19 protein-coding genes are annotated in these 16999 nt (G+C 38.7%); 6 read left to right on the top strand and 13 right to left on the bottom strand.

The window, feature by feature from the left end:
• The first annotated feature begins 106 nt into the window (after positions 1–106).
• Together P3R27_RS01900 and P3R27_RS01895 are read left to right on the top strand one after the other, a co-directional pair.
• Positions 107–1747 carry a malolactic enzyme gene (locus tag P3R27_RS01900; protein WP_034687550.1) on the top strand — a complete coding sequence of 547 codons (1641 nt, stop codon included), beginning with the start codon at positions 107–109 and terminating at the stop codon, positions 1745–1747.
• Between the two features lie 238 nt (positions 1748–1985).
• Positions 1986–3308, top strand: a complete 1323-nt coding sequence (locus tag P3R27_RS01895; RefSeq protein ID WP_301356779.1) for a 2-hydroxycarboxylate transporter family protein — start codon at positions 1986–1988, stop codon at positions 3306–3308.
• A gap of 63 nt (positions 3309–3371) precedes the next feature.
• Here the strand turns inward: P3R27_RS01895 and P3R27_RS01890 are convergent, their stop codons facing one another.
• The 8 genes from P3R27_RS01890 to P3R27_RS01855 form a co-directional block, all read right to left on the bottom strand.
• Positions 3372–3521: a GNAT family N-acetyltransferase gene (locus P3R27_RS01890; RefSeq protein ID WP_164546245.1), complete on the bottom strand. Its 150-nt coding sequence runs from the start codon at positions 3519–3521 to the stop codon at positions 3372–3374.
• Complete coding sequence (locus tag P3R27_RS01885) at positions 3522–3698, bottom strand: hypothetical protein (RefSeq protein ID WP_164546246.1); 177 nt, start codon at positions 3696–3698, stop codon at positions 3522–3524. It abuts the gene before it with no gap.
• Between the two features lie 252 nt (positions 3699–3950).
• A complete protein-coding gene (locus tag P3R27_RS01880) occupies positions 3951–4256 on the bottom strand; it encodes a DUF1292 domain-containing protein (RefSeq protein WP_010734809.1) in 306 nt (101 codons plus the stop codon).
• 21 nt (positions 4257–4277) lie between these two features.
• Positions 4278–4709 carry a Holliday junction resolvase RuvX gene (gene ruvX, locus P3R27_RS01875; protein ID WP_034690801.1) on the bottom strand — a complete coding sequence of 144 codons (432 nt, stop codon included), beginning with the start codon at positions 4707–4709 and terminating at the stop codon, positions 4278–4280.
• Positions 4706–4972, bottom strand: coding sequence for an IreB family regulatory phosphoprotein (locus P3R27_RS01870; protein ID WP_002290885.1), 267 nt, complete (start codon positions 4970–4972; stop codon positions 4706–4708). The genes ruvX and P3R27_RS01870 overlap by 4 nt, the downstream gene beginning before the upstream one ends.
• A 258-nt stretch (positions 4973–5230) precedes the next feature.
• On the bottom strand, positions 5231–5950 hold the full coding sequence (locus P3R27_RS01865) for a DNA/RNA non-specific endonuclease (protein ID WP_126134249.1): 720 nt from the start codon (positions 5948–5950) through the stop codon (positions 5231–5233).
• 283 nt (positions 5951–6233) lie between these two features.
• The gene (locus tag P3R27_RS01860) at positions 6234–6614 is read right to left on the bottom strand and encodes a hypothetical protein (protein ID WP_126134250.1); all 381 of its coding nucleotides are present in this window, start codon (positions 6612–6614) and stop codon (positions 6234–6236) included.
• Positions 6615–6617: 3 nt separating this feature from the next.
• On the bottom strand, positions 6618–7007 hold the full coding sequence (locus P3R27_RS01855) for a TetR/AcrR family transcriptional regulator (RefSeq protein ID WP_034690806.1): 390 nt from the start codon (positions 7005–7007) through the stop codon (positions 6618–6620).
• A gap of 198 nt (positions 7008–7205) precedes the next feature.
• On the opposite strand from P3R27_RS01855, the gene P3R27_RS01850 reads away from it, so the two are divergent.
• Both P3R27_RS01850 and P3R27_RS01845 read left to right on the top strand, forming a co-directional pair.
• Positions 7206–7958 (top strand): threonine/serine exporter family protein, encoded by a 753-nt coding sequence (locus P3R27_RS01850; protein ID WP_126134251.1) that lies wholly within the window; start codon positions 7206–7208, stop codon positions 7956–7958.
• A 15-nt stretch (positions 7959–7973) separates the two neighbouring features.
• Positions 7974–8447, top strand: coding sequence for a threonine/serine exporter family protein (locus P3R27_RS01845; protein ID WP_010734803.1), 474 nt, complete (start codon positions 7974–7976; stop codon positions 8445–8447).
• A gap of 158 nt (positions 8448–8605) precedes the next feature.
• Here P3R27_RS01845 and P3R27_RS01840 read toward each other — a convergent pair whose 3' ends face one another.
• Entirely contained in the window at positions 8606–9445 is an 840-nt protein-coding gene (locus P3R27_RS01840; RefSeq protein ID WP_034690814.1) for a TIGR03943 family putative permease subunit, read from the bottom strand.
• Positions 9446–9455: 10 nt separating this feature from the next.
• Positions 9456–10373, bottom strand: a complete 918-nt coding sequence (locus P3R27_RS01835; protein ID WP_271525855.1) for a permease — start codon at positions 10371–10373, stop codon at positions 9456–9458.
• Between the two features lie 279 nt (positions 10374–10652).
• Here P3R27_RS01835 and P3R27_RS01830 point away from each other — a divergent pair, with 279 nt between their 5' ends.
• Positions 10653–11003 carry a thioredoxin family protein gene (locus P3R27_RS01830; protein WP_126134252.1) on the top strand — a complete coding sequence of 117 codons (351 nt, stop codon included), beginning with the start codon at positions 10653–10655 and terminating at the stop codon, positions 11001–11003.
• A gap of 53 nt (positions 11004–11056) precedes the next feature.
• Here the strand turns inward: P3R27_RS01830 and P3R27_RS01825 are convergent, their stop codons facing one another.
• Positions 11057–13300, bottom strand: coding sequence for an ATP-binding cassette domain-containing protein (locus P3R27_RS01825; RefSeq protein WP_271525858.1), 2244 nt, complete (start codon positions 13298–13300; stop codon positions 11057–11059).
• 252 nt (positions 13301–13552) lie between these two features.
• Positions 13553–14209, bottom strand: a complete 657-nt coding sequence (locus P3R27_RS01820) for a redox-sensing transcriptional repressor Rex (protein WP_010734798.1) — start codon at positions 14207–14209, stop codon at positions 13553–13555.
• A gap of 215 nt (positions 14210–14424) precedes the next feature.
• Here P3R27_RS01820 and P3R27_RS01815 point away from each other — a divergent pair, with 215 nt between their 5' ends.
• Positions 14425–16365 (top strand): ABC-F family ATP-binding cassette domain-containing protein, encoded by a 1941-nt coding sequence (locus tag P3R27_RS01815; RefSeq protein WP_126134253.1) that lies wholly within the window; start codon positions 14425–14427, stop codon positions 16363–16365.
• A 72-nt stretch (positions 16366–16437) separates the two neighbouring features.
• On the opposite strand, the gene rhaM is transcribed toward P3R27_RS01815, so the two are convergent.
• The gene (gene rhaM, locus P3R27_RS01810) at positions 16438–16761 is read right to left on the bottom strand and encodes an L-rhamnose mutarotase (RefSeq protein WP_034690301.1); all 324 of its coding nucleotides are present in this window, start codon (positions 16759–16761) and stop codon (positions 16438–16440) included.
• Positions 16762–16999: the final 238 nt, after the last annotated feature.

Genomic DNA, 16999 nt, shown 5'->3' with positions numbered 1-16999 from the left:
TTTTTCTTTCGTCATATAAATAAAATTTATCACAACTACCTATTTTGACTATAGCCCTTAGTGAATCCTATACTTCGTATGTATTAAAACTTAGGAGGAATCATTCATGCTAACAGGGTTAAACTTACTAAATGATCCATTTTTAAATAAAGGAACAGCTTTTACAAAAGAAGAACGTAAAAAATATGGGATTACCGGAATGCTTCCTAGCACAGTCCAAACATTAGAACAACAATCTGTGCAAGCATATGGCCAATACCTAAGCAAACAAACTGATTTAGAAAAACGTATTTTCTTAATGAACTTATTCAATACAAACCGCACACTTTTCTATAAATTGATGGGACAACATTTAGTAGAATTTATGCCGGTAGTATATGATCCAGTAGTTGCAGATGCAATCGAACAATACAATGAAATTTTCTTAAAACCACAAGATGCTGCATTTCTTTCGATCGATGAACCAGAATTGATCAAAGAAAGCTTGAAAAACGCCGCAGCTGGTCGTGATATTCGCTTGATCGTTGTTACAGATGCAGAAGGAATCCTTGGTATGGGTGACTGGGGAGTCAATGGCGTTGACATCGCAATTGGAAAACTAATGGTTTATACTGCAGCTGCTGGTATCAATCCAGCGCAAGTATTACCTGTATCGATCGATGCTGGTACAAACAATGAAGAGTTATTGAATAATCCGTTATATCTAGGAAACAAACACGCACGTGTCGAAGGTGAGTCTTACTATGAATTCATCGACCAATTTGTTTCATCCGCTACAGAGCTGTTTCCTGAATTATTGTTACACTGGGAAGACTTTGGTCGTGGCAATGCCGCAACGATCTTAGAAAAATATGAAGACAAAATCACAACATTCAATGATGACATCCAAGGAACAGGGATCGTCGTACTAGCTGGCGTACTTGGCGGATTGAATATTTCTGGTGAATCTTTGAAAGATCAAACGATCCTAACATTTGGAGCGGGAACGGCTGGAGTCGGCATTGCGAATATCTTATTAGATGAAATGATCCGTCAAGGTGTACCAGAAGAAGAAGCACGTAAACACTTCTATCAAGTGGATAAACAAGGACTATTGTTCGAAGATACTGAAGGCTTGACGCCTGGACAAATTCCTTTTGCACGTAAACGTTCAGAATTTGCCAATAGTGAAGAATTGACTAATTTAGAAGCTGTTGTCAAAGCAATTCACCCAACAATCATGATTGGTACATCTACTCAACCAGGAGCATTCACAGAAGAAATCGTCAAAGAAATGGCTAGCCATACACCACGACCAATCATCATGCCTTTGTCTAACCCAACAAAATTAGCAGAAGCAAAAGCAAAAGATTTGATTGAATGGACAGATGGAAAAGCATTAGTCGGAACAGGTATCCCTGCGGATGATGTGGAATACAATGGCGTGACTTATCAAATCGGACAAGCAAACAACGCATTGATGTATCCAGGATTAGGACTTGGCTTGATTGCTTCAACAGCTACTCGTGTCAACGCTGAGATCATCTCACAAGCAAGTCGTGCATTAGGTGGGATCGTTGATGTCACAAAACCAGGGGCAGCTATTTTACCACCTGTTGCAAGAATCACTGAATTCTCACAAACGATTGCTGAAACAGTCGCTCAATCTGTCGTGGATCAACAATTGAACCGTGAAGAAATCACTGACATTAAAGCAGCTGTCGAAGCAGCTAAATGGGTGCCTGAATATCAAGATTTAGAAGCTTAACTCACACTAGTCTCTTTCACAATAATTCGTTACTAAAACAGTTCTGAGCAAAACGAGACTTAAAGTAAAAATACGTATGGTAAACATCGAGGCCTTGGATCATTCGTTCATTTCAACGAATTGATCCAAGGGGTGTTTTTTGCTAAGAAATACTGGAGCGAGTTGAGGAATAGCTTTAAATTATTTTCCAACTAATAGGGAACTCCTCTTACGTTAATCAAGGAAAGGATCTGTAAGGATGTTACATCAAGAACAAACGACTTCTACAGTCGTTAAGACAAACAAAGAAGGTTTTTGGGAAACAAAAATCAGTGGGGTCAGTTTACCTATCTATTTGATCATGGTTCTCGTTTTGATCATTGCGATGGCATTAGGTAAATTACCAACAAATATGATCGGTCCTATCGCCGTACTCGTCATTTTTGGGAATCTATTCCATTTTATCGGGACAAAAATCCCAATCGTCAAAAGTTATTTAGGTGGTGCCTCTGTTTTTGCGATCTTCGCTTCCGCAGCTATCGCAACCTTTGGTATTTTACCTGATTATGTTGTGAAATCAACTGAAAACTTTGTTAATAATATGGGCTTTTTAGACTTTTATATCGCTGCTTTGATTACCGGAAGTATTCTAGGAATGAACCGCAAATTATTGATGAAGGCTTCCGTTCGTTTTATCCCTGTTGCACTTATTTCTATGGTTGTTTCATTTTTTGCAGTTGGACTTGTGGGAATGTTGATTGGGAATGGCTTCGCTAATTCCGTATTATACATTTCTTTACCTGCCATGGCTGGTGGTGTAGGTGCTGGCGCTGTTCCACTATCAACTATTTATGCAAACGTCTTAGGAACAGATGCTTCTGCCATTATTTCACGTTTGATTCCTGCAACTGCAATGACAAACGTGCTAGCCATTATCGGAGCCGCTTTAGTGGCTCGTGCTGGACAATCCATGCCAAAATTGAATGGTAATGGGAAACTGATGGAAAAAGGCGATCTAGGTGACGGCAAACCACGCAATGTGAAACCTTCTATCCCTCAATTAGGTGTTGGTTTAATGGTCTCGATCACATTCTTTATTCTTGGGCAAATCTGTAATTTCTTTGTACCAAAAGTTCATGCTTATGCTTTCATGATCATTATTGTGGTCATCTGTAAAATCACCAATGTTCTTCCTGAATACTACGAAGATGCAGCGATCATGTTCAATAACTTGATTGTTAAAAACTTAACGGCAGCTGTTTTAGCAGGTATCGGGATTGCTTTATTGAACTTGAATGTTTTAGCTTCTGCTTTAACATGGCAATTCGTCGTACTCTGCTTAACAAGTGTCATCGTCATCTCACTTGTCTCAGCATTTGTTGGTCGTCTATTTGGACTTTATCCGATCGAATCAACGATTACAGCAGGATTATGTAACAATTCAATGGGTGGCACAGGAAATGTTGCCGTCTTATCCGCAGCAAACCGCATGGAGTTGATTGCTTTTGCTCAAATGGGCAATCGTTTAGGTGGAGCGATCGTCTTGATCATTTCCGGATTTTTGATGCAACTATTTTCTTAATTCGAATAAATGTAAAAAAACTTCTCGATCATTATTCGAGAAGTTTTTTTGTGATGACCTTCATCATTCATTTAGAAATTGTTTTTGCCATTTGGTTGAATGATAGTCGATACGTTCATAAAAACGGTGTGCTTCGTTTCGATGTTTGCCAGAGTTTAGTCGAACATCAAAGTAGCCACGTTTTTTTCCTTGCTTCTCAACACTCTCCATCAATCATCTGACAATTCCTTGATGTTGCGCTTTTGAAGAAACTGCTAATGCTAAAATATTGATCAACGTTGGACTTAACAATGTTGCATACTTTTGGGTATGGACATATCCTAATACTTTCCTCGTCCCTTCTTCCTCATAAACACCAAGACATAGATCTCTGGCTGTGCCAAGATGCATTTTAATGGCTCCGTTGTTTCCGAAAGTGGCATCTCATCCCCTAGTTCTTCCTTATTTAGCTTATTTATGGTTTCTGCATCCTCCATTCAAGCAGTTCTTACCATTTTGTTCTTCCTTTCATCTCTAAGGTTATGTACTATGCTAAGGATAGTATGATTTGTTCTATGGAAATAAACATGGTCAATTTCTTGATTAAAAGAATGATAAAAAAGAGAAACCTTGTCATTTCAAGGTTTCTCCGCTATTTTAATCCTATTCTTCTTCTTCCGCCATGAATGTATTGAAGACCTCTTCGATCATATCCCATTCAGCATCTGTTTCGATTTGTTCTAATTCGCCTTCTGTTCCGTCTTCGTTTTCAACGTAGGCATAGGCTTGTAATTCTACATCTTCATCTTCCGGTACGCCGGCTGGATAAAGCAATACGTAGTTACGACCAAATTCTTCTTGTCCATCGACTGTTAACAAGATTTCGTATAATGTTTCATTTCCTTGATCATCGACCAATGTGATATGTTCATGTCCTTCATGATCATGTGTATGATTGTGTTCTGCCATTAGAACCCCTCTTTTCATTTTTTAAAATAGTTGTTTTCCCGAACCATCTAAATAATTTTGTAAAATCATCACCGCAGCAAGCTTATCGATGACTTTTTTTCTTTTTGCTCTTGACGTATTTGCCTGTTCGACCAACATGCGTTCTGCTTGTACGGTAGTCAGTCGTTCATCTTGATAGTCGACTGGTAGAGAAAACATTTCTTTGATCTTTTCTCCATAAGCCATTGAGCTTTCTGCTCTCGGACCGATTGAATTATTCATGTTTTTCGGCAAACCTACAACAAAACGATCTACTTCGTACTGTTTGACCAGTTCTGCCAATCGTTCAAATCCAAATTCTTCTTTATCTTCATTGATACGAATGATCTCTACGCCTTGTGCAGTCCAGCCAAAAGGATCACTAACAGCGACACCTACAGTCTTTGAGCCAACATCCAAGCCCATCACTCTCATAGATTCACTCCATGATTTGAGAGATAGTCTTTGACGATCACTTCCATGATTTCATCGCGTTCATGACGACGGATCAGATTCCTTGCATCACGATAACGAGGAATGTAGGCCGGGTCTCCAGAAAGCAAGTAGCCCACAATCTGGTTGATTGGATTGTAGCCTTTTTCTTCCAAAGCCCGATAAACGATCGCTAATGTTTCGCTGACTTCTTTTTTACGACTATCATCAAAACCAAAACGTACGGTTTCATCTGTAAAACCCATGATTCTACACCTCTTTCCGCAGGGTAGTCAAATTACCCTCTACACCCTTTATTTTACTCGAAATGTGGTAAAACTACAAATAAATATTCCAACTTCGCTGGAAATATAAAAATAATAATGATTTCTTATTTGATTGTATCGATTCCAACATTTATGAGTACACTTTCTTACAGTATACGTGATATTTAATCAAAAATAAGTCTTTTCTCTGTTTTTTCAAAAAATTCACAAAATATTCAAATAACGAACGCCTATGGATCATGTTTTCTTTGCTTGCCCCGTGTGATAGTTGATCGTATAACCGTCTTGCACATTATAGATAAATACATTGAATGAGATTTGGTTATCTTCAATGCTTTGGGCTTCTAATTGAACACCTCGTGCTACTAGTTCTTCTCCTTCAAAATGTGGTGTTACCCGATAGCGAACGTGATGATTGGTTTCTTTGATGTATGCTGCAATATCGTTTTCATGTGCCAGCATATGAGGGGTATTCAACGAACGAGTCCCTGTCATCAAATTTTTGATGTTATTGTTTTGACCAGTTAGCTGAAAACCTATCAAGTGGCTTCGATTATAAAGCCATTGTCCGTCACTCAATTTTTTTTGTTTCCAACCTGTCGGATCGATATAAAGAGACTCACGTTTTTCTTTAGGAAACATCTTTTTTCCTAACATGGCATTGGCTTGACCTACACGATTCAATCGATCGATATCGGAATAACTTTCCCATGTTCCTTTTTCTAAGCTCAGTTCTTCTTTTGTAAAAGTCGGTTTATTTTGATTGATTTCGATTTCTTGGTGCATGCCGTCGTATTCTGGAACATTCGCCACTTGTGAGACTTGAGGTTTAGAATCAAATAGACCTGTCAGCTGTTGAACGAGATCAGACTCTTTTTGCGTCGTTGAAATTCCTAATGCACCTGCTAAAAGAGCAACTGCGACACCTATGATTGTTTTTGTTGTTTTTTTGTTCATGTATCTACTCCTTTATTCAGTCGAACTCCATAAATCTTAACATACGTTCCCCTTTTTTTAAATAAAGAAGTATTTAAATTCTTTCAACAATTCCTTCTTCAAAAATTATATACGCATTTTCAGTCTATTTCCTAAAATAAACAACCTAAATTTCCACGTGAAAGGAAATCTAGGTTGTTACTAAAACTTCATCACTCTATTCGATTGATCTTCTTATCAATTCTATCACCAAGTGAATACTTTTTTTGATCGGACAATTAGGCTCTCAACATCTATTCTTATTTCAAGTTTCTTTTACAAAGCTTGCTTTGTTCATTGCCTGTTCAATCATTTCGACTGTTGCTTGTGGGTCTTCTACTCCAATGATGAGACGATTGAATTCTTCATCTTTGAGTGTGATAACGACTCCGTTTTCTTTTCTTTTGAGATCATAAAAAACCTTATCTGAATCTTGGACGAATGTTCCGGCAAAATAATATCCATAGGCATCAACACCCATTCTTTTTTCGCCAAATTTCGGTGTATCTTCCCAGACATCGGCATCCACAGTTGCGCCTAATACATTGGATAATGGTGTGGATATTTCATTTTTCAATGCCCACAGTTTTCGTACGCCCTCCATACTGATAATCAATCGATCATTTTGGATTTCAACTTTAGCCATTTTCTACTTCCCCCTGTCCGTAAGATTCGCCCGATGCATGATTCGATCAGCAATGATCGTTTCAATCGAAGCCACGTTTTTCTGCTCTAAAGCAGCGATTACTTTCTGCGCGATCCTTTTTACCTCGTTGTCATCCGCCGTACGTTCTAGTAATGCAATGATTAACAAATCAATCAATAACCCATTATCAGTCACTTCATATTCAGCTATATAGTTAAAGCAAGTCGTAAATAAACCAGCTTTACTATAATAAGCAGAGTATAAACTTCCTCGAAGCAAACCAGTCGCTTTTACCAATTGACTAATCGACGTCCCTGCATACCCATTTTTGGCAAAAACTTTGGCCGATTCTAATAAAACTTTCTCTTCATTAAATTCTCTCGTTCTTCCCATAACTTGATTATGCCATATTATTGAACGATTGGTCAATAATTAACTAGAAAGCTTGATTTATTTAAAATGTTGATTGAACACTTGGATCTTATTTTACCTTTCACTGCTTATTTTTGAGATTCAAGTTTTCTTTTTCTACGTTTTCCAATTTGTTTGTAGTAAAATAAATACAAGAAAACAACTATTGGAGAAAATGCCATGCCAGAAAAAGATTTAGATTTATTGCTTAATACCTGTTTATTGGCGGGAAAAATAATGACGGAAAGTAATGCAGAGATGTACCGTGTAGAAGATACGATGAGTCGGATCGCTTCTGCTTCTGGAAATTATCGCTTAGTTAGCTACGTGACCCAAACAGGACTATTTATCGGATTTGATCGGACTTCGACGATCCGCATGGAACAAATCACCAATCGAACGATCAATTTAGAAAGAGTAGTCAAGGTCAATAACCTTTCAAGAAAATATGTTGCCAATGAATTGACTTTGGAAGAACTATATAGCGCATTACAAGAAGTTGAGAAAGACCGCCGGATGTTCCCAGTATGGCTACAAATCATCAGCGCTGCTATCATTAGCGGAACGATCATGATTTTATTTGGTGGCGAATTGAAAGATTTACCGATCACATTGTCGATTGGGGGAGTGGGCTACATTGTTTATCTGTGCAGTTTACGTTTTTTTAGAATCAAGTTTTTAGCTGAATTCCTTTCCTCTTTGATTATCGGCATAGCCGCTATTTTAAGTGTGCGTTTAGGAATCGGTCTCAATCAGGATTTGATCATCATTGGTTGTGTTATGCCGTTGGTTCCTGGTGTTCAAATCACCAACGCGATTCGTGATCTATTAGCGGGGCACTACGTTTCTGGTGTTTCTCGTGGAGCAGAAGCGATGATGACTGCGGCGATGATTGGTTTTGCAATCGCCTTTATCTTTCAAATCTTCTACTAAGAAAGGAATTTATCCATGTGGCATGTATTGATTCAATTTTCTTTTAGCTTTTTAGCAACCGCTGCCTTTGCAATCATCACTAATGTGCCAAGGAAAGCCTTAGTTTGGTGTGGTTTAGCTGGTGCCGTAGGTTGGATGATCTATTGGTTGTGTCTAGCTATGGGTGGCGGTGCAGCTTTAGGTTCATTACTAGGTTCATTAGGCGTTGCGTTTGCTAGTGATCTTTTTTCTAAACAACTAAAAATGCCCGTCACGATTTTCAATATCCCCGGTATGGTACCATTGGTTCCTGGAGGATTAGCCTATCAAGCTGTTCGCAGTTTAGTTACAGGTGCTTATCAAGATGCGGCATTTTTCACTGTTCAAGCGATCATGATCGCTGGAGCGATTGCCTTAGGTCTAGTAATATCAGAAGTATTCAACCACAATATCCGTAGTTTTAAACTGAAACGTGAAGCGATTGTATTGAAGAGAAGAAAGAAAAAATGAGCGTTTCTCGCTTTGATCTTTTTTGTACAGAGCAATCATACTGTGGGATTCTTGTAACCTTTAATGAAAAAAGTGATAAGAGATGAAACTCGTAAGAATTTCATCTCTTATCACTTTTTTGTTTATATTGTACATGACTACAACTTTATTTCGTTCATTTAAAATGCCCGATACACATATTGATTTTCAGGAGCAGTGATTTTTTCTACTTTCGTCACTACGACTGAAGGAATCTCTCGCTTGAAAGGTTGATAAAAATCGGTTTGGATCGTCCCTTCGACTTTGTACCAGTCATCATTTTTCACAGTCATTCCTTCTGGCAGATGCGTCAACAAACCAAAGACGCCTGAATCAGCAACACAGTGGATGATCCCAAATCGAAAGAGAAAGGTATCAGTAGCCTTGTCATTTTTCGACTGATAGACAAAACCTTCATAAGAGACTTTCTTACCAATGAATTCGCTTGGATAGTTGTAGATCAATTCCATGATCTCTAAATAATTATCGTCTGTGATCGCAATCATTTGTTCATCTTCGTATTTATCTTTTAACTCATTCATTTGATCTTGATAGTCAGATTTATTGAAATAAATACTCGTATCTGGTTTCAAATATTGCGTTTGCACTTGTGGATCACCGACAGATTCTTTGCTTAATGGAAAGTTGAACCCTTTCGCTTCCACGATCGTTGTGTTTAAACTAACCGTCGGAAACAGTGTTCCTACAACGATCGGCAAGGCTAATAAGAGATAAGCAATCCAACGCTGATACGGTTTTGATAATCCGTGATCATGAGAATCATGGGACTCATGGACTCCTTTTTGTCCATCTGCTTTTACCCAAAGATACAACTGAACTAAGGCTAGTAAGGCAGATAAGACCATGGATAATACTGCCAAATAACGATAATGGACATTGATGTATTGATCTAAACGCCCTGAGACTTGAAGATACATCATCATTTCAAAATAACCGGATAAAATCAAAAATCGCAGCATGTTTCTCCTCCTAAATAAATAGTGTAAAGCCGATAACACTTAAGGCGATCAGCCCGATCAATGAAACGATGAAGCGTGTGTTGAAATAACGTTTCATCATCAATAGGTTTTTGATATCCACCATTGGTCCAAAAACTAAGAAAGCAACCACCGGTGCTGTTCCAAAAAGACTCAACAAAGAGGAGCCAATAAACGCATCCGCTTCGGAACAAAGAGACATCGTGAATGCCAATACTAGCATGATCAAAATGGCTAATAGCTTTGTCGAACCTAACGTCAACATCACTCTCGTAGGTAAATAGGTTTGCATCCCTGCAGCAATCCCCCCCCCAATGATCAAATATCGGCCCGTATCGAAGAACTCATCGATGGAGTGAGTCAAGACATGGATGATTCGATGTCCCCATTTCTGTGGTGCGATTGCTTCCTCATGCTCATGTATATGGGAGCTAGGCTCAACCATCGCTGAATCAAATGAAGACTTCAAGATTCTGCCTTTTTGGATATAGGCCAACCAGACACCTACGATCAGTGCGACAATAAAACTCCCTAACATACGCAGCCCCGCCATTTTCCAAGTATTGCCAAATGCAATAAAAGTTGAAAAGATCACGACTGGATTAATGATTGGCGCAGTGAGCATAAATGCAAATGCGGTGTGTACAGGAACCCCTTTTTTTACAAACTGATGAACGATCGGAACGATCCCACATTCACATGAAGGAAAGAAAAAACCTAGAATAGACCCAACAATAATCGATAAAAAACGATTTTTAGGTAACCATCGTTTGACACGTTCGGGGGTCAAAAATACTTGTAAAGCACCTGAGATGATACATCCCAATAAAACAAACGGCAAGGCTTCGATAACGATCGATAAAAAAATCGTTCCCATCTGCAATACCGAATTTGGAATAAACGAAAACATATAATTTCTCCTTGTCATTTGAACTTCATTCGCCCATCAATATACGCTTTTCTTCAATAAAATACAAGAAAGCTTAAATTTTTTTCATAAGTTTAAGAAATCAAAAAAAGCTTTTTTATTGACATCTCCGTCATATAGATTTACTTTTAGCACAGCTAAGATGAAGATTCAGGTAAAAAATAAGAGAGTCATTTGCCTTTTTTCTATCTGTATACGACTGAATACTTTTTCACCATCGAATTAGCGATGTGCTAGAAGCAACCTTAAGGAGTTATCACCATGAAAGAAACCCATGATTTAACTGAAGTCTTAAAAACTATCCAAGAAGAACCGACTGTCGTGATTGCGATTTCTACACCCCATTGTAGTGTTTGTCATGCAGTAGTGCCAAAATTGGAACAATTATTAACTCATTATACTTTCCCAGCGTATCATTTAGATGCCTTCGAGGTGCCGGAAGTAGCTGGCACCTTCCAAGCATATACTGCCCCAGTGATCTTACTCTTCCATTTCGGGAAAGAAGTCGGGCGACAAGCCCGCTTTATTCAGTTTGAACAACTGACAAAGCGATTGGATCAATTGAATGAATCAAGTGATCCAATCAGCTACGATACTTTATTTAATCAATAGAAAAAAATCGACAAGTCATTTTCCACAAACGAATGACTTGTCGATTTTTTTAGTTAAACTCCCGTAAAATAACGAGCGGTGATTGAGTGTTCACAAGTTCCGATTTTTGCTGGTGTTCCTTCATAAAGGATCTCGCCACCACGAATGCCCCCATCGATCCCTACATCGATCAACCAATCTGCCGCCTTCATGATTTCCAGATTATGTTCAATGACGATGACCGTATTTCCTTTATTGACCAACCGTTCAATGATTGCCAAGATACTTTTGATGTCTGCCATGTGTAAACCGGTTGTTGGTTCGTCCATAATGTAGATATTGCCTTTTTTACTTAATTCTTTCGCCAGTTTCAACCGTTGACATTCTCCTCCTGACAATGTATTTAACGGTTGTCCCAACGTCATATATCCTAGCCCTACTTCTAAAATTTGTTTCAGTTTTCGTTGAATCGATCTTTCTTCAAAAAATGCCATCGCTTCAGTCACACTCATCGCTAGTACTTCATCGATCGATTTCTCTTTTAATTTGTATTGATAAACTTCTTCTTTGAATCGTTTACCGCCACAGGCTTGGCAAAGAACCTCTACAGAATCCATAAAAGATAATTCCATTTTGATATGACCATGTCCTTTACAAATTTCACATGCCCCTTCTGAATTATAAGAGAACAGTCCGGCAGAAACATTATTTTCCAACGAGAAGACCTTGCGGATATCGTTCATGATCCCTGAATAAGTCGCTGGGTTGGAACGAATATTCCCTGCAACAGCTGACTGATCGATATTGATTGCTTCCGGATACTCTTTCGCAAACACGCTGTTCACTAAACTGCTCTTTCCTGAACCAGCTACTCCGGTAACTACTGTAAAAACACCTAATGGTACTCTGAGAGAAGTATTTTTAAGATTATGCAATGTCGATTTTGAGGTTTCAATAAACCTATCTGTTTTTCTTGGTTCCTGTTTGAAATCTATCATTTGTCCAAAAGCTTTTCCTGTCAATGTATCTGAAGACAGTAACCCCTCATAACTACCTTCATAGGTGATATACCCACCATTTTTTCCTGCTTTGGGTCCAACGTCAATGATATGATCTGCTACTTTGATAACATCTGGATCATGTTCGACAACAATGACCGTGTTTCCTTTATCACGCAATTTGATCAATAGTTCATTTAACCGATGAACATCTCGTGGATGCAACCCAATACTAGGCTCATCGAAGATATAAATGACGTCATTTAAACTAGAAGATAAGTGCCTGACCATTTTCACTCGTTGGCTTTCTCCTCCAGATAAAGTCGCTGTCTCGCGATCTAAGGAAACGTAATCCAACCCAATATTGATCAGATCTTGTAGTCGTGATTGGAGATTTCTCAACACTGGTTGGATCATTTCATCTGTGATCCCCGGTAAGATTTCTAATAGTTCATCCAGTTGCATCGCTAAGAAATCTGCGATTGAATATCCGTTGATCTTGCAGCCCAAAACCTTTTGATTGAATCGTTTTCCCTGACATTCTGGACACCTTTGTTCATCCATGAACGCTACGATTTTTTTCTGGGTCGCGGCAGAGCTCTCATTGCCCCCTTTGATATTGGAACGATTGAAACGTGCCACTAATCCCTCATAGGTCGAACTCATCCCTTCCATATACAACGAATCGATTTTTTCTCCTGAAGCATACAAGAACTTTTCCATTTCTTCTGTTGAATAGTCCTTTAATGGCTTATCATTGTCAAAAAAACCTGTGTTCGTGAAAGACTTCAATAACCAAGATCCTGCTTTGTAGCCTGGAAGTAAAATCGCTCCTTCATTCAACGATTTTTCTAAATCTAACGCTTTGTCTAGATTCAATCCAACGATCCGACCAATCCCTTCACACGCTGGACACATGCCGTGAGGATCATTGAATGAGAAATTCCAGGCGGGGCCTAAATGGGGAGTGCCAATACGAGAGAAAAGCAAGCGGATCAGTGGATTGATATCTGTGATCGTTCCTAGTGTTGAACGCGAATTTCCACCTAAACGGCTTTGATCTACAACGACTGCCATAGATAAATTGTCGATGGCATCTGCTTCTGGCTGACTATACTTCGGTAAGAAATTCTGCACAAATTTAGAGAAATTTTCATTGAGCTGTCTTCCCGCTTCTTGGGCAATCGTATCAAAAACGATGGAAGATTTTCCCGAACCGGAGACACCTGTAAAAATCGTGATCTTTCTTTTTGGGATTTGTAAATCAAACCCTTTTAGATTATTTTGTCTGGCATTATGTATCTTGATATATTCCTGCATTACTGATCCTCCCGTGTTCCCTCGATTTTTTTGGTGAAGTATTATTATAACACAGAAACTATGTATCACTATAATAAATATCGAAGCTTTCAGTTATTTATCTATCAGTCTCCTAATTGAATAGACGCCAACGAAGAAAAACGTTTCTTACTTTAATCCATTTCTAAAAAAGATCATAAAAAAACAAACTATTTTTTCTGGTGAACAGAAAAATAGTTTGTCATTGAACGTTTAACTCTTCTTTATTTCCGGTTATTCGTTGTCGTCATGCTCGTGCAAGGATGCATCGGAATGCAAGAAGTAGATCAACGTTTGTAACTCGTTCGTCAAATCGACATTTTGGATCAATACTTCGGATGGTGCATTTAGCCGAGCAGATGTAAAGTTTAATATCCCTTTGACACCAGCTTCTGTCAAACGATTCACGACTTCTTGTGCTTTTTCGGCAGGTATCGTTAAGATTGCCACTTCGATTTGTTGGATCTTGATTTGTTCGATCATGTCATCCATTGGATAAACAGGGATACCATCAACGATCCGACCCACGATTTCTGGGTTCACATCAAAAGCGCAGCTAACACGGATACTATTACTTTGGTGAAACTTATATTTCAACAAGGCACTTCCTAGATTACCGACCCCGATCAATGCAACGTTCGTTAATTGGTCATCATTCAAGGTTTTTGCAAAGAAATGCATCAAGTCCTCTACATCATAACCGTAACCACGTTTTCCTAGTTCGCCGAAATAGGAAAAATCACGACGGATCGTCGCACTATCTACTTGGACTGCTTCACTTAGTTCAGTTGATGAAACTTTTTTCTTACCTGCATTATTCAAGATTCTTAAATAACGATAATATAAAGGCAGGCGTTTTGCGGTTGCCTTTGGAATTACATGGTCTTTCACTTCATTACCTCCACTGTATTTCTTCTCGATTTATACATCATATCAGTACTTACACAAAAAAATCAATTTCGTTGCTTGTATATTGTGAATTTTTATTCTTATTCTCATTTTCCTAGCTTCTCAGAACCTCGCAGTAACTATGAATTTGTGGTAGACTACAATAGAAAAAGTCCATGAAATTCTAGGATAATTCACAAAGTAGAAAAGAGGATTCGATGATACTATTACAAGCCAATCAAATCGCTCGCCATTTTGGCGCTGAGATTTTATTTGAAAATATCCACTTAGAGATCCAAACGGGCGCACGTATCGCTTTAGTTGGACGTAACGGCGCCGGTAAATCGACATTATTAAAAATCATTGCTGGCATTGAAGCGCCTGATTTAGGTAATATCGCAAAAAATAAAACAGCTACCCTTGGTTATTTGGCCCAAGATACAGGATTAGATTCAACTGAAACCGTCTGGAATGAGATGCTAAAAGCATTTGAAGAGGTACGCTTGATGGAACAGCGGATGCGTGACCTTGAAGTATTTATCAGTGAAGGCACCCCTGACACGCCGGCTTATCAAGCCTTATTGAAAGAATATGATAAATTGCAGCATGATTTTTCTGATAAGAACGGTTATAGTTATGAAAATGAAATTCGCTCTGTATTACATGGATTCAAATTTGATCCATCGTTTTACGAACAAAGAATCGATACGTTATCTGGTGGTCAAAAAACAAGATTAGCTTTAGCGAGGATGCTTTTACAACATCCAGATATCTTGATCCTGGATGAGCCAACGAACCACTTGGACATCGAAACCCTTGCTTGGTTGGAAAACTATTTGCAAAGTTATACCGGTGCCCTTCTAATTGTCTCCCATGACCGTTATTTCTTGGATAAAGTGGCGACTGAGGTATATGAACTAAGTCGGAAAAAGATGCGTCACTATAAAGGAAATTATTCCAGATATTTAGATATGAAAGCTGAACAATTAGCTTCTGATTGGAAAGCCTATGAAAAACAACAAACAGAAATCAATAAACTCGAAGATTTTGTTGCCAGAAATCTTGTCCGTGCGTCAACGACAAAGCGTGCCCAAAGCCGTCGAAAGGCACTAGAAAAAATGGAACGTTTAGACCGTCCACAAGGAGATGAGAAACAAGCACATTTTCTCTTCAATGTGGCGAAACCTTCGGGAAATGTTGTGTTACAAGTAGAAGATGCCGCTATTGGCTATGACGGCACCATCTTATCTGAACCAATCAACTTGGATATCCGTCGTCAAGAAGCAATCGCTTTAGTGGGACCAAATGGAATCGGCAAATCCACTTTACTAAAATCGATTATTCAACAGCTGCCTTTCATCCGCGGAAAAGAAACACTTGGTACGAATGTCAGCATTGGTTATTACGACCAAGGACAAGCGGAGCTCCACACCAATAAAACGATTCTAGCTGAATTGTGGGATGAACATCCAACCGTTCCAGAAAAAGATATCCGTTCGATTTTAGGCGCTTTTTTGTTTTCTGGTGAAGACGTTGAAAAAACGATTCCCTTGTTAAGTGGTGGAGAGAAGGCGCGTGTCGCGTTAGCTAAGCTAGCAATGAATCAAGAGAACTTTTTGATTTTAGATGAGCCCACCAACCACTTAGATATCGACAATAAAGAAGTGTTGGAAAATGCATTGATCGACTATGAAGGAACATTGCTCTTTGTCTCCCATGACCGCTACTTCATCAATCGTATCGCCACTAAAGTCATTGAACTCTCAGAAAACGGAAGCAAAGTCTACTTGGGGGACTATGATTATTATTTAGAAAAGAAAAAAGAAGAAGAAGAAATTGCGGAACTGTTAGCAGCTGAACAACCTGAAATCAGCACGATTTCAACCAACAAGTCCACTTACTTACAAAGCAAAGAACAACAAAAAATGATGCGGAGCTTGCAACGTAAAATCACGCAAATCGAAGAAGATATGGCTCAACTAGAAGAAACAGTGGAAGAACTCGAACAACAGATGGTCTCTCCTGCTGTATTAGATGATCATGTCAAATTGAATGAATTAAATCAAGCGCTTGATGAAGCACATCAACTACAAGAAGAAAAGTTGTCTGAATGGGAAAACTTGAGTCTTGAGTTAGAAGAAATCGAAAATAATCAATAGACTCGCTCCTGTCACCCTTTTAAACAAAACCGCTGAAAGCTGGCTTTATATCCTGCTTTCAGCGGTTTTACTCTAGACTTGTTGATATAAATCGAAAACATGTTTCAATTCGACAGTTACTGGCGAATGGTCTGGATTTGTTTCCATCAGATCTTCCATGAACACCCACCACTTTTGATTGATTTCTGTTTCTGATACATGCCGCCATTTTTCTTCATCTTCAATCTCTAAATACCCAAAAAGAGTATTTATTTCTGGATCAAGAAAAATCGAATAAGAGCGCGCACCATGTTCAGCCAACATTTCACGCATCTCCGGCCACAATTCATTGTGTCTTTTGAGGTACTCTGCTTCGTATCCTGGGTACAACTTCATTTTTACTGCTTTTTTGATCATCTTTATTCCCCTTTCACTGATTGTTCGATCTGCTCGATCCTAGCAATTATCTTTTGGTTCTTACTTACTTCTTTATTTTCTAACTTAAAGCAAGCGTTTACAATAGCAAAATCTAAGGATAACGGTGGCAGATTCACAGGAATTCATTATAGAACAAAAAAGCGACCGCGGTGGGTAGCCGCGGTCTAGGAGTTTATTTTTACTTGAGGAGTAAAAATGAAAAAGTATAGGGTTGTTG

Source organism: Enterococcus spodopteracolus (assembly GCF_030441955.1).
GTDB classification, from domain to species: Bacteria; Bacillota; Bacilli; order Lactobacillales; family Enterococcaceae; genus Enterococcus_B; species Enterococcus_B spodopteracolus.
Note: the sequence above shows the minus strand (reverse complement) of the source record. Positions and strands in the feature narration are given on the sequence as shown.